Source organism: Haladaptatus rarus, from assembly GCF_054177585.1.
Map to the genome: position 1 here is coordinate 773,053 of NZ_JBPEHG010000001.1, position 11,596 is coordinate 784,648.

The window sequence follows — 11,596 nt, forward strand, 5'->3', positions numbered from 1 at the left end:
AGCGAACGAAAAGGTTTGATGGTTGCACCATCGGGCTTGCAAATTCAGCCCCACCTTTCATTGGCTCGGTGTGGTACGATTAGAGTATATGGTAGAGCATACCCGCACGTTGGGATTCCGTGTGGCGTTCGCGTTGGGACTGGGGACGATGATCGCTGCGGGTATCTTCTCTCTCTCGGGCACTGCAGTCGCAGCTATCGGAAGTAACGCGATAATCTCGTTCATCATCGCGGCAGCGATCGCAGGGGTGACGGCAGCGTCCTATTCGGAGTTCGCCTCGATCTACGCGGAGAACGGTGGCGGCTATCTCTTCTCGTCGCAGACGTTCGAGGACGACCGCCTCCTCTTCGCGGTCGGCGTCTCGCTGTTCATCGGCTACTCGGCAACGACCGCGTTCTATCTCGCGACGATGGGAGAGTGGTTCCACCAGTTCCTCATTCCACACGGGATTCCGATTCCACACGGCACGGTCGCGGTGGCGACCGCACTGTTGCTCGGGACGTTGAACGCTCGCGGCACCGAGGAGAGCGGAACGTTCCAGGTGTTCGTCACGGGCGCGAAGGTAGCCGTCCTGCTCGCGTTCATCGGTGGTGCACTCGCGTTCAAAGCACCGAGTGCGACGGTAGACACGTTCGTCGGCGGGTTCTCAAAAGGGAGTCCGGGCGGAATCATCTCCATCGCGGCGGTCGCGTTCATCACCTTCTTCGGATTCTCGGCCATCGCGGCGAGCGCGGGTGAGATCATCGAACCGCGTAAGACGGTGCCGAAAGCCATCGGTGCGAGTATCCTGACCGTCACGGTGCTCTACATCCTCGTCATCGTGGCGATGATGAACTCGCCGACCGACCCGCAGATCATCGCCAACCAGGGCGAGACGGCGATGGGGAAGGTCGCTTCCGACTTCCTCGGGAGCTTCGGGAAGTGGCTCATCGTCGCCGGAGCCATCTTCAGCATGGTGAGCGCCTCGAACGCGTCGATACTGGCCGCCAGCGGAATCGGCTCGCTGATGGGCCGACAGGGACAGGCACCTCGGCGGTTCTCGCGTATCCACCCCGACCACGGGACGCCGTTCTGGAGTGTCATGGCCTGTACGGGAACCATCGTCGCGCTCGTGTTGACCTTCATCAGTCTCTTTCCTGCTGAGGGTGGTATCGGGGTCATCCACCTCGGACTCGAAGCCCTGACCGGCTTCGCCAACCTGAATCTGCTCGCGCCGCTCGCGGTCGTCAACGTGGCGCTTATCCTCTCTCGGCGGCGGTTTCCCGAGATGGAGCGACCGCTGGAAGTACCCTTCGTTCCGTGGGTGCCGATCGTCGGCATACTGGCGAATCTTGCGCTCATCACGAACCTTCCCACCCGTGGTATCGTCGCTGGTGTCGTCCTCGAAGTAGTGCTCGTCGGTGCGTATCTGGTGTGGGGCGGTGCGCCGGACGTAAACGAGATGATCGACCGTGCCGTCTCTCCGCGCGCTCCAGCGACGGAGGGAGGAACGACGACTGCGACGACGGTCTCGACGAACGGAGAGGGAACCGACGAAGGGCGATATCGCATCCTCGTACCGGTCGGGCGGATGCACCGCGCGCCCGACCACGTTCACCTCGCGGAGAAACTCGGAAAACTCCAGGACGAAAACCCGCTCGTCCAGATCGTCAACGTCACGCAGATTCCCGAACAGACGCCGAGCGAGAGCATGGCCGACACCGCCAGCCAGCGGGCCGACCGCCTCCTCGACATCATGGCAGACGCCGACCTCGACGTGGACTACACCGTCGAGGGACACATCTGCCGGGACGTGGCTTTCGACATCCTCCACACCGCCCGCGAGGACGATGCAGACCTCGTCCTGATGGGCTATCCGAAAGACCACGAAGACATCGCCGAGGAGGTGGAGTACGAAGCCCCGTGTGACGTGCTCTTCACCGATGGGTTCACCACCGAATCGACCCTCGATACCGTCACCGTCGGTGCTGGTGGCGGCCCTCACCACCGGTCGGCGCTCTCGCTGGCGAACGGACTCGGGGCGAGTGGCACGGACGTCCACGTCGTCAACGTCACGCCGGGCGGCGAAGGCGGAACCGCCGAGAACATCGAAGAGACGCTGTCGGAACTGCCGGACGCCGTCTCGGTACAGAGTCACGAGATGGCCACCGATACGGTCGCCGAAGGGTTGGTCACCGCAGCGGACGACCACGGCGGCGTCCTCGTCATCGGTGCGTCACGAACCCGCCTCCTGAAGCGATGGGTGTTCGGGAGCACGCCGGATCGCGTCGTCGAGCTGGCCGAGAAGGCGGGCGTCCCGGTCATCGTCTGCGCCAGTCCAACCGGCGTCTCGGGGCGACTGGAAGACCTGCTGTTCCCGCTGTACCGGACGGTCAGCAGGATCAGACGAACGAGAACGAAAAAACCGAGATCGGATTCGTCATCGTCGTAATCTCGACACAGCGACTCAGATCTCTTCGTGAATCCAGTAGTGGGCGACGTGATTCACGTCGACCCAGTGGACTTCGTCGTCTGCTTCGATCCGGATGAACGGCTCTTCCTCGAACTCGACGTTGTGGGTGTGGAGTTCGAGTTCTTCCCCGCCGCCGGTTTTGATCATTATCTCGCCTTTCTCCTCCAACCCGGTTTTCAGTCGCTGATAGGTACCAGTCATCAGGATTTCCTCCGCCGGAACGCCGAAAAGATTTGTTGCCGACACCGGGACAGAGACGCGTATCGTGTAGTCTCTGAACGGATACACAGTTATCGCCGCTCTCGGTCATCGCTGGAAGGCGCTGGCGTAGTGGGAATGGCTCGGATGGACAAACAGTCCCGGCGCACGCTGGCCCGAGTCGGAGGGGAGACCGCCCGGGGCTCGGGGTGAAGTCGTGCGAGGCCTTCGTGAGCGACGAAGGAGCGGTTCGATCTTCGAGGCTCTCGCTCGCTTCGCCCACGAAGACCTCGCACGGGAGGCTGGCGATGGGGTCTTTGACGCCTGCTCGCGGTTGCACCGCTCACCTTCGAGGTTCCTCCGAAACCTCGTCGTCCTCGACCCCACGCCAGCGCGCGCCGGGTGGTTTCTCGGCGTTCGATTCACCGCTTGTTTCTGGCATTCGATTCGCGTGTTCAGTCGATTCTCACCCCCCATCCGTCAGTTCACGCGAACCCGTTATCCCGTAGTAGATCGGCCAGTATGTGGGCGTAGAGGACGACGGCGGTGAACACGGCGACGGGTTGCGAGACGACGGCCAGGCCGCCGACCAGCAGGCCGCCCAGAATCATGTGCGAGAGGATTCGCTCGGGTTCCATGTCGTCTATGTCCTCGAACACCTGATCCTGATCGCTGAAGGCATCGGCGGGGCTTGCGAGGCAGGCCCGGAGATGTCGCCAATCGCCGGTTCGGAAGCGTGTGAGGACGAAGTGATCCAGGTCGATGAAGACGCTCAGAAGAACGCCGTAGACGAACAGGACTGCGAGCAGTGGCGTGGAAAATCGCCCCGAGAGGGGGACGAGGAGGAGTCCCGACACGCCCACGCCGATGACGAAGTGTTCCCGCGAGTACATCGGTCGATGATGGTCTCGCCATCACGTAAAAAGGTTCGTTGTGTTCGGTGCGGTACGTTCAACTTCCCTCCGCACCGTCTCCAATCCATGGCAGGACACACCGCAGAGCGGGTCACACTCGCTCGACTTCCCTCCGGCGTCGAACTCGAAACGACCGTTCACGTCTACGAAGGTGACGAGGACGGTCCGACGCTGTACGTGCAGGCCGCACAACACGGGCGCGAGATAAACGGAACCGAGGTGCTCCGACGATTTCACGAGGCGATAGACCCTGCCGAACTGTCGGGGCGCATCGTCGCAGTCCCGGTCGCAGACCCCCTCACGTTCGACCGCGTGTCCTACACCACGCCCGAGCAACTCGACAGCCGAAATCCGAACATGAATCGGGTCTGGCCCGGCGATAGCGAGGGGACGCTCCACGAGCGCATGGCGGCAACACTCTGGGAGTACGCGAGCGAGGCAGACGCCATCGTCGACCTCCACACCGGCAGTCCGGACATGCTCACCCACGTCGTGTTCATGGAGGGCGACGACGAATCGCGTGCTCTCGCGGAAGCGTTCGGCACCGATCTCCTGCTCTCGGAGGAGGCAGGCGACGACGCAGACGTGGAATGGGAGGAGCGAAACTTCGGCGGAAAGTTCCGCGTCGCGGCCACGCGCGAAGGAATCCCTTCGATAACGCCGGAGTTGGCACACAACAAGCAGATCGTCGAGGACGCGGTGACGGTCGGACTGGACGGCCTGTTGAACGTCTGCCGTCAGCTCGACATGCTCGTGGAATCGCCGGTCGAAAACGGTGACCCGGTTCTCGCGCGCAACCACCTCGGACGCGTAGACGCCATCGACTCGGGACTGTTCGTCGTCGAATCGAACCACGAGACCGGTGACCACGTGGCGGCAGGCGAGCGCGTCGGCACCCTGTACGACCCGGCGACGTACGAGGTACTACAGGAGGTCGAAACCGACCGTGCCGGTGTGCTGTACGCACTCACGCGGGAATCGACGGTTTGCGGCGGAGGAAAACTGCTCAGCGTGGCCCTGCTCCGCGAGTGAGCGTCGAGCGTGGGTGACATCTGGCCGATGTCGGGGACACGAGCGATGGCGACGCCGATTATCCAGGCCGGGCGCACCGGTCGCGAGATGCCGACTGCCTGGTCGTAGTAGTGGTTCGCGTCACCCTTCGTGATGAATCCGGCGTGGGGTGCGGGGCAGTTCCTGAGTTCGGCACAGTTCGTTGCCCCAGCGAGATACGCGGGGTTGGCCTCGTCGTACCAGTTCTCGCCAGCGTCGACCCAGAATCGACTCCGATGCAGGATAGGTATCGCGGATTCGTCTCCGTTCGGATGGAAGACGAGGACGTCGCCGGAGTCACCGAGCGACTGGTACCCGTTTTCTTCTCCGGCGCGAGCGGAGACGACGCCTGCACGGCTTCCCGGCGGATTGACGCGACGTTCGTCCATCACCACGACCACGTCGGTGCGTTCGACGTTCGGCGCCATGCTTCCGCTGATGACGGTGTAGGCTGGCGGCCAGACCCCCACCATCACCACGAAACACAAGCTGGCGACGAGCGCGACGACGACGGCACGGGCCAGCAGTCGGCGAAGACCGAATCCGGAACCGAACACGACCCGGAAAAACGCCGAATATGGGCTTTGTTATCGACTACCTGTCTCGCGTCAAGCCACGCTTTCCCGGTCGCTATAGTCTCGATACTCCAGATTAATACGAATCAGTCTGTTCGTTCCGGGTGACGACCATCCCTACCCAGACGAACTCGGAGAGCGAGGTCTGGTCTTGTTTCAAGGGCACCGCGTCGAGGTCGTCGAAATCGCAGTGGTCGGAGAGCGGGAACGTCACGTCGTACCCACCGCGATAGCGATACGAGTCCGTGACCGCCCACCTCGAGAAGCCGACTTTCACCCCGCTGATGCGCTCGACGATTGGTACAGTACATTTCAGTATGTTTCAGTACATTTCAGTACAATCCGGCGAGTGACGAAGCGACATCAGGCGATGCGACCCCGCTAGGAAGTCGAAAAAGGTAGAGAACAGCCCATCCGTGTATTCGACCGATCACTCTTCGACGAGCGACGCGAACTCCTCGACGGGAATGATCTCCATGGTCTGCGTGTCGAGCCCCTGATTTTCGAGGGCGATGGAGGATTTGAAGACGGCGTTCCGGTCGGGAGCGTCCATGATGACCAGGAAGTCGTACTCGCCGAGTACCGCATAACTCCGTTCGAGTTCGACGCCGTAATCGCGGAGTTCGGTTCGAAGGTCACCCCAGATCGACGCCAATTTCTGCACGTTCTGCACTTGCCCGCCAACCTTCACCATCGAGACGTATTTCGCCATCACAGAGACGATGCAGTTGCCGAGCAAAGCCATTTTGGTGGAATCGGTGACGCGTCGGTTGCCTGTCGTTCGAGTTCACCGTGTGATCGTTGGCGACCGTCGTGCCCTCCGGTCGTCGGTGACAGTCACGATCGCCAGTCGTCACCGACCGTCACGTTCCTCGGAACCGAGGAGCAAGGCGACGACGACACCGGTCGGGCCGACCTGCAGGAGTATCTCGTACCCGCTTGCGAACAGCAGGAACGCGGGGAGCGTCTCCAGTTGGAAGAGGAGTGGGACGAGTCCGGAGAACACGAACAAGACCAGCCCCGCCACGACCGCGCGCTCGCGTCGCGTGGCGCGAACCGACCGGACGAACGGAACCACGGAGAGCGCGATGAGGAGTCCCCGAACCAGTTCCAGCACCAGGATGACGCTGGTGTCGGGCGTGGTGATGCCACCCATCTGTGCGTCGTAGTACGGTTTCGTCACGAGCAGCTAGTTCACCGCGCCGACGACCCAGAACAGCACGGCGTAGGTTAGTGCACCAGCCAGCAGGCGCACAACCCACGACGGCCACGAACGATTCCGGAGGCTCGGTCGTCCGGTCGCGGTGGCGGGCACGAACAGCCACGCCGCCAGTCCAGCCGTCACGACCGCCGTCAGCAGTTGGGTCACCAGACCGGCAGGCAGGTTCTCCATCGGTGCCAGCTCGGGTGCGAAGAACGTCCCTTCGAGCAGGACGCCAGCCATGTTGAGGAACAGGAGTGCGCTCCAGACGACGACCTGCCAGCGTCGCGAGCCGACGAGTTTCCTCGATAGCGCCGCGACCGTCACACCGACGGCGAGACCTCCGGCGACGAGCGGGAGTTTGGTTCCCGACGACTCGACCGCCGGTGGTGAGAGGAGCTGTAGCGATTCGAGCACGTCGCCGACGAGAAGTTGCGCCCCCACGAACGCCAGACCGACGACGAGCACGCGCCAGCCAGTGTCGACCGACCATCGAACGCCATCGCCGGATCTGGTTTCCATCTTGTCTGTGACATCTCACCGTCGGCACTTAATCATGGTCTGGCCAGTGTTCGCAGTCGCCCCGCTGTCGGGAGGATCGTCATTCCCTAAATATCCTGTACGAGAGTCGTCGTCTCGTCAAGAGAAATTAGTCCGCGGCCACCCTCCAGCAGACGTGAACAAATCAGACCTCCGCCCGCGAGTGTGGGACGAACTGGAGCAGGATGGAATCGCCCGGTTTCCGTTCCCGCCACACGGTCGCATCCCGAACTTCGCAGGTGCGAAAGACGCCGCAGAACGACTCGCCGACCTTCCGGAGTGGCAGGACGCCGACGTGCTGAAAGCCAATCCCGACGCCCCCCAACTTCCTGTCCGGCGACGCGCACTCCGCGAAGGGAAGGTAGTCTACATGGCCCAGCCGCGCCTCCGGGACGAGAAGCCGTTCATGAAACTCGACCCCGAGGCGATCGACGACACCGACGCCGCAGCCACGGTCTCGAAGATGGATCAGTACGCCGAACCTGTCGGCCCAGACGAGATGCCACACGTCGATTTCGTCGTCTCGGGGAGCGTCGCGGTCACCGAAACCGGGGCACGAGTCGGAAAGGGAGAGGGTTACAGCGACCTCGAATATGCCGTCCTCAGAGAACTCGGTGCGGTGGACGGGGACACGACGATAGCGACGACGGTACACGAGAGGCAGGTCGTGGACCGCGACATCGCCGTCGAAGCACACGACGTGCCGATGGATGTCGTCGTCACACCGGAGCGCGTCGTCCGCACTGGAACCGAGTTCGACCGGCCATCGGGCGTTCGCTGGGGAGACCTGCCGGACGAGAAGCTAGAAGAGATACCACTTTTACAGCGATTGCAACCGTGACATCCTCCGCAACTCGATGGAAATGGTCGATTGCCCGCCGACTGGTCAGCGAATAACGAACTGCGGGGAGCCTGAAATCGAACCATGCGCGATGGACTCGCAGTACTGTTCGTGGTCATCGTCACGCTCGTGGGCGCGTCGAGTGCGCCCGATCCTGTCATCGGAGTCGCATCCGGAACCGATTCCGGCATCTCAGCGAGCCAGACGGCGGTAGATTCCTGCCGAGAGATTTCGGATCCCGGTCGTTACGTGCTTACGGACGACCTGACGAACACGACGGAGAGCCGCTGTCTCCGTATCACGGCGAACGATGTGGTGCTCGACGGAGAGGGGCACCGAGTCGACGGTGTCGGAGCGTTCGGCTCTGCTGGCGTCCTCGTCACGAGCGGGTCGAACGTCACCGTCCAGAACGTCACAGCGAGCGACTGGGACGACGGGATTCGGCTCACAGGCATCCGAAACGCGACCGTTCGGAACACGACGACGATGCGAAACCGCGTCGGTCTCTCGCTCGTGTCGTTTCGAGACGGGACGGTCGCGGACAACATCGCCCGGTCGAACGCGGTAGCGGGCGTCTTCCTCGTCGGTGCGAGCAGGAACAACGCACTTCGGAACACCACGGCGACCGATAACGCGCTGGTCGGCATCCAACTCGTCGAAGCCACCGAAAACACCGTCGTCGGTACCGACGCTCGACGCAACGAGTTCGGTATCGCACTGTTCGGCGCGAACGGGAACACGGTGCGCGACAGCGTGGCGGTCGAGAATCGGATCGCAGGCATCTGGCTCTCGGGTGCCAGCGACAACCGGATACGAGAGAATCGAGTTTCGAATCGGTTCTACGGCGTCTATCTCGCAGACGGTGCACGGAACAACACCATCGTGGAGAACGTCGCCCGCGAGAATCCCGTCGGCGTTCGCCTGCGGTCGAGCGACGGAAACGCCATCCTCCGTAACCGAATCCTCGACAGCAGCGACACCGGAATACTCCTCATATCGAGCGACGAGAACCGGGTCGCCGGGAACCGCGGACGCGAGAACCGACGCGATATCGTCGTCTCACGAACATCGGCCGGAAACACCCTCGAAAACAACTCCGTCGGCGAGCGGTCGAACTGAGATCTGCGATCTGAGGACTGAGAACCGAAACTTACCAGCGGAGGATCGAGAACTGTAACTGGAGGCCTGCGGCCTACAGCTCAGTCGAATACTCGCGGGCGAACACCGTCAGCAGTGCTCGGAACGCGCCGAGTACGACCGGGCCGAAGAACAATCCCATGAATCCGAACACGTAGACCCCCCCGAAGATGCCGACGACGAGCAATCCGGGGTTCAGCCGTGCCTCGTGACCGCTGACGACCGGGCGGAGGTAGTTGTCCGAGAGACTGATGACCAGGGTTCCGTAGAGAAAGAGAAACGCCGCCGCGAGTGGCCGACCGACGACGAACAGGTAGACTGAGGCGGGGAGCCAGACGACCGAGGCCCCGATGAGCGGGAGCAACGAGAGGAGCGTCGTCACGACCGTCCAGAACACCACACCCGGCACACCCGCGATTGTGAGGCCGATACCGGTCAACATCCCCTGTACGAGTGCCACGAGGCCGTTACCCACCAGCACGCCCCACATCACCTGATCCATCTCGGCGTACAGTTCGTCCTGCACGTCCGCCGGAAGCGGCGTGATCCGTCGAATCCAGCCGATGAACGCAGCACCGTCCACGAGGAGATAGTAGAGGAGAAACGCCAGTATCGTGATACCGATCAGTACGTCGGATATGCCGCCGACGATGCTCAGCGCGTTCTCCACCAACTGCGACGTGCTGTCGGCGGGGATGAGCTCGCGCAAGGTCTGCCCCTCGATGGCGATTCCCGTGTAACGTTCGACGAGATCGAGAACCTCCAGAAGTGGCGAGTCGCCACCGAAGATCGCTCTGAAGAGGGAGATCGCCTGCCGAACCGCGATGGCGAGCAGGCTGGCGATGGGGATGACCACGACGAGCGTGGTCAGGGAGACGAGCGAGAGTGCGGAGATGCGCGGGCCAGCCCGCGGCGCGAGGCGCTTATGAAGCGGATAGAGGACGTACCCCAATAGTATCGCGGCCAGCACGTACTGGAGAAACGGTCTGACGAGCAGTGCTGTCAATAGACCGAAAACAGCTATCAGGAACAACAAGAATCCCCGTTCCCGGTTCATGCAGGGACGTCGGCCCGAGTGCGTATAAAAAGACACGTCGATTCCTCAATTCGACCGGCGGACTCGGTGGTCGCCAGTTCGATAGAAACCACTGTGGACGGCGCGATCCGGGATGACGATAGTCACTCAGGTCAGCGATCGATGATGGAGCAACAGTCGGTCGGATAGCGGTCAGGTGGTCAGCAGAGTCGATACCGAGACCTGACGACCGAAGAGAAAAGACGAGTCGATCGTTCGTCCGTCAACCGCCGAACATCTCGCGCATTTTCTAATCCATAAGCCTATAATCTGATGTCGCGAAGAAGTAGCATAGTTGATGTTAACGATACGAATAGAACGGCGGAAAAACACGCCCGGCGACTGCAACAGGTACACGAAGCGGCTATCCCAGAATCCGACCGCAAAGCGATCTTGGCGTTTCACAAGTACCGAAAAGGGATCGGGAAGAGCAGAAATACACTCACGACAGATTTGAGCACCCTGCGAAACGCGAGTGAACGGGCGACCGTTCCGCTCACAGAAATGCAGGCGGAGGACGTCGATGACCTCTTGGCGCTGTTGGTGTTCCCGAAGGTAGATGGTGGGTACGGACTTGATCGTGACGGCGGTGGAATGTTCAATTACACACGCGTTCTGCGCCTCCTCTTTCAGTGGATGAACGAGCGCGACGAGTATGGAACGTTCCCATTTTGGGACGACATCAAAACGCCGAAACAGACGGTTGAGCGGCAAGACGAAGACGAACGTCTTCACCCCGATGAAGTAAAAGAGCTGAAGCGGCCAGCCAAGGACGGAATCCGCAGCGAGATCGTGCCATCATTGCGTTTTTGAGCGAAGGCCCCCGAATTTACGCTGAGGACAAGCTCCCCGTGTTTATTCTCGCAGATCGTGGCAGCGGTGAGCGGTACGTAATCCCGGCGAAAGCTGCAGACGAAGAGACGATTCGACTCCTGCTGGGCGACCGCCAGCAGGAGTCGCTGACCGTCTATACCGACGGCTTTCGGGCGTACGAACCGCTCGAGGAGGACGACGCATTCACGCGTGAATACGTCATCCATGGCGACGGCGAGTACGTTGATGGAGATATTCACGTGAATACCTGCGAGAGCCACGCGTCGCTGACGCGACAATGGCTCTCGCCCCATCGTGGCGTCTCCAAAGACAGACTCACGCCGTATCTACGAGCGTTCCAACTCCGCCGTGAAGTCTTCCGAAAACCCGGAAAAGAAGCGCTCAAAACCATCCTCGAAACTGCACTCTAACTGACCAACAATCTACGCCACAAGAGCGTCGTCGATAAATTCGTCTGCGAGTTGCTCTTTGAGAATCCGGAAGTTGGCAGCCTCCTCGTGGCCGACGAGTACTTTCAACACCGCTAATGTGATGTCATCATCGTAGTACGCCTCTGCAATCTCCTGTTTGAGTTCGTCATAGTGCGCGGCGTCACTGGCCAACGTCGACGACGCGTCCGAGGAAGAGGACGTTCGGATCATCGCAAAGGCCTAGCCCAAGCACGACGCTAACGATTCAGTCGAACGCCAGCAAGATACGCATTTTCTGGCTGGGTCGAACGAGTGACTCATCACTTGTGACCGAACTACCCGATACTGCGATGGCACTTTTTCAGCAGG

At 61.4% G+C, this 11,596-nt stretch carries 14 protein-coding genes and 1 pseudogene; 7 read left to right on the top strand and 8 right to left on the bottom strand.

Features of this window, described 5'->3' with window-relative positions; genetic code table 11:
• Window positions 1-88: 88 nt before the first annotated feature.
• Window positions 89-2,431 carry an amino acid permease gene (locus ACR3FE_RS04285; RefSeq protein ID WP_458205743.1) on the top strand — a complete coding sequence of 781 codons (2,343 nt, stop codon included), beginning with the start codon at window positions 89-91 and terminating at the stop codon, window positions 2,429-2,431.
• A gap of 15 nt (window positions 2,432-2,446) precedes the next feature.
• Here the strand turns inward: ACR3FE_RS04285 and ACR3FE_RS04290 are convergent, their stop codons facing one another.
• Together ACR3FE_RS04290 and ACR3FE_RS04295 are read right to left on the bottom strand one after the other, a co-directional pair.
• On the bottom strand, window positions 2,447-2,653 hold the full coding sequence (locus tag ACR3FE_RS04290) for a hypothetical protein (protein ID WP_458205745.1): 207 nt from the start codon (window positions 2,651-2,653) through the stop codon (window positions 2,447-2,449).
• A 482-nt stretch (window positions 2,654-3,135) separates the two neighbouring features.
• Entirely contained in the window at window positions 3,136-3,543 is a 408-nt protein-coding gene (locus tag ACR3FE_RS04295) for a hypothetical protein (protein ID WP_458205746.1), read from the bottom strand.
• 87 nt (window positions 3,544-3,630) lie between these two features.
• On the opposite strand from ACR3FE_RS04295, the gene ACR3FE_RS04300 reads away from it, so the two are divergent.
• Window positions 3,631-4,596, top strand: a complete 966-nt coding sequence (locus ACR3FE_RS04300; protein ID WP_458205747.1) for a succinylglutamate desuccinylase/aspartoacylase family protein — start codon at window positions 3,631-3,633, stop codon at window positions 4,594-4,596.
• A gap of 110 nt (window positions 4,597-4,706) precedes the next feature.
• A complete protein-coding gene (locus ACR3FE_RS04305; protein WP_458205748.1) occupies window positions 4,707-5,297 on the top strand; it encodes a hypothetical protein in 591 nt (196 codons plus the stop codon).
• On the opposite strand, the gene ACR3FE_RS04310 is transcribed toward ACR3FE_RS04305, so the two are convergent.
• The 4 genes from ACR3FE_RS04310 to ACR3FE_RS04325 form a co-directional block, all read right to left on the bottom strand.
• The gene (locus ACR3FE_RS04310; RefSeq protein ID WP_458205749.1) at window positions 5,266-5,466 is read right to left on the bottom strand and encodes a hypothetical protein; all 201 of its coding nucleotides are present in this window, start codon (window positions 5,464-5,466) and stop codon (window positions 5,266-5,268) included. The two genes, ACR3FE_RS04305 and ACR3FE_RS04310, sit on opposite strands and share 32 nt — an antisense overlap.
• Window positions 5,467-5,619: 153 nt before the next feature.
• Window positions 5,620-5,901 carry a GYD domain-containing protein gene (locus ACR3FE_RS04315; RefSeq protein WP_458205751.1) on the bottom strand — a complete coding sequence of 94 codons (282 nt, stop codon included), beginning with the start codon at window positions 5,899-5,901 and terminating at the stop codon, window positions 5,620-5,622.
• A 141-nt stretch (window positions 5,902-6,042) separates the two neighbouring features.
• Window positions 6,043-6,372, bottom strand: coding sequence for a hypothetical protein (locus tag ACR3FE_RS04320; RefSeq protein WP_458205753.1), 330 nt, complete (start codon window positions 6,370-6,372; stop codon window positions 6,043-6,045).
• A 6-nt stretch (window positions 6,373-6,378) separates the two neighbouring features.
• Window positions 6,379-6,912 carry a hypothetical protein gene (locus tag ACR3FE_RS04325; protein WP_458205755.1) on the bottom strand — a complete coding sequence of 178 codons (534 nt, stop codon included), beginning with the start codon at window positions 6,910-6,912 and terminating at the stop codon, window positions 6,379-6,381.
• A gap of 154 nt (window positions 6,913-7,066) precedes the next feature.
• Between ACR3FE_RS04325 and ACR3FE_RS04330 the strand changes: the two genes are divergently transcribed.
• Both ACR3FE_RS04330 and ACR3FE_RS04335 read left to right on the top strand, forming a co-directional pair.
• A complete protein-coding gene (locus ACR3FE_RS04330) occupies window positions 7,067-7,771 on the top strand; it encodes a 5-formyltetrahydrofolate cyclo-ligase (RefSeq protein ID WP_458205757.1) in 705 nt (234 codons plus the stop codon).
• Between the two features lie 84 nt (window positions 7,772-7,855).
• Window positions 7,856-8,890 (top strand): right-handed parallel beta-helix repeat-containing protein, encoded by a 1,035-nt coding sequence (locus tag ACR3FE_RS04335; protein WP_458205758.1) that lies wholly within the window; start codon window positions 7,856-7,858, stop codon window positions 8,888-8,890.
• Between the two features lie 73 nt (window positions 8,891-8,963).
• On the opposite strand, the gene ACR3FE_RS04340 is transcribed toward ACR3FE_RS04335, so the two are convergent.
• Complete coding sequence (locus tag ACR3FE_RS04340; protein ID WP_458205760.1) at window positions 8,964-9,965, bottom strand: AI-2E family transporter; 1,002 nt, start codon at window positions 9,963-9,965, stop codon at window positions 8,964-8,966.
• 471 nt (window positions 9,966-10,436) lie between these two features.
• On the opposite strand from ACR3FE_RS04340, the gene ACR3FE_RS04345 reads away from it, so the two are divergent.
• Together ACR3FE_RS04345 and ACR3FE_RS04350 are read left to right on the top strand one after the other, a co-directional pair.
• On the top strand, window positions 10,437-10,796 hold the full coding sequence (locus tag ACR3FE_RS04345; protein ID WP_458205762.1) for a hypothetical protein: 360 nt from the start codon (window positions 10,437-10,439) through the stop codon (window positions 10,794-10,796).
• A 17-nt stretch (window positions 10,797-10,813) separates the two neighbouring features.
• Window positions 10,814-11,227, top strand: a pseudogene (locus ACR3FE_RS04350) (IS1595 family transposase); the annotation flags it as partial.
• A 12-nt stretch (window positions 11,228-11,239) separates the two neighbouring features.
• Here the strand turns inward: ACR3FE_RS04350 and ACR3FE_RS04355 are convergent.
• Entirely contained in the window at window positions 11,240-11,458 is a 219-nt protein-coding gene (locus ACR3FE_RS04355) for a hypothetical protein (RefSeq protein ID WP_458205763.1), read from the bottom strand.
• Between the last annotated feature and the right edge of the window lie 138 nt (window positions 11,459-11,596).

Bases quoted from the DNA above. Each gene is read 5' to 3' on its own strand.
- ACR3FE_RS04285 (WP_458205743.1), top strand. From the start codon at position 89: ATGGTAGAGCATACCCGCACGTTGGGATTCCGTGTGGCGTTCGCGTTG.
- ACR3FE_RS04290 (WP_458205745.1), bottom strand. From the start codon at position 2,653: ATGACTGGTACCTATCAGCGACTGAAAACCGGGTTGGAGGAGAAAGGC.
- ACR3FE_RS04295 (WP_458205746.1), bottom strand. From the start codon at position 3,543: ATGTACTCGCGGGAACACTTCGTCATCGGCGTGGGCGTGTCGGGACTC.
- ACR3FE_RS04300 (WP_458205747.1), top strand. From the start codon at position 3,631: ATGGCAGGACACACCGCAGAGCGGGTCACACTCGCTCGACTTCCCTCC.
- ACR3FE_RS04315 (WP_458205751.1), bottom strand. From the start codon at position 5,901: ATGGCGAAATACGTCTCGATGGTGAAGGTTGGCGGGCAAGTGCAGAAC.
- ACR3FE_RS04325 (WP_458205755.1), bottom strand. From the start codon at position 6,912: ATGGAAACCAGATCCGGCGATGGCGTTCGATGGTCGGTCGACACTGGC.
- ACR3FE_RS04335 (WP_458205758.1), top strand. From the start codon at position 7,856: ATGCGCGATGGACTCGCAGTACTGTTCGTGGTCATCGTCACGCTCGTG.
- ACR3FE_RS04340 (WP_458205760.1), bottom strand. From the start codon at position 9,965: ATGAACCGGGAACGGGGATTCTTGTTGTTCCTGATAGCTGTTTTCGGT.
- ACR3FE_RS04355 (WP_458205763.1), bottom strand. From the start codon at position 11,458: ATGATCCGAACGTCCTCTTCCTCGGACGCGTCGTCGACGTTGGCCAGT.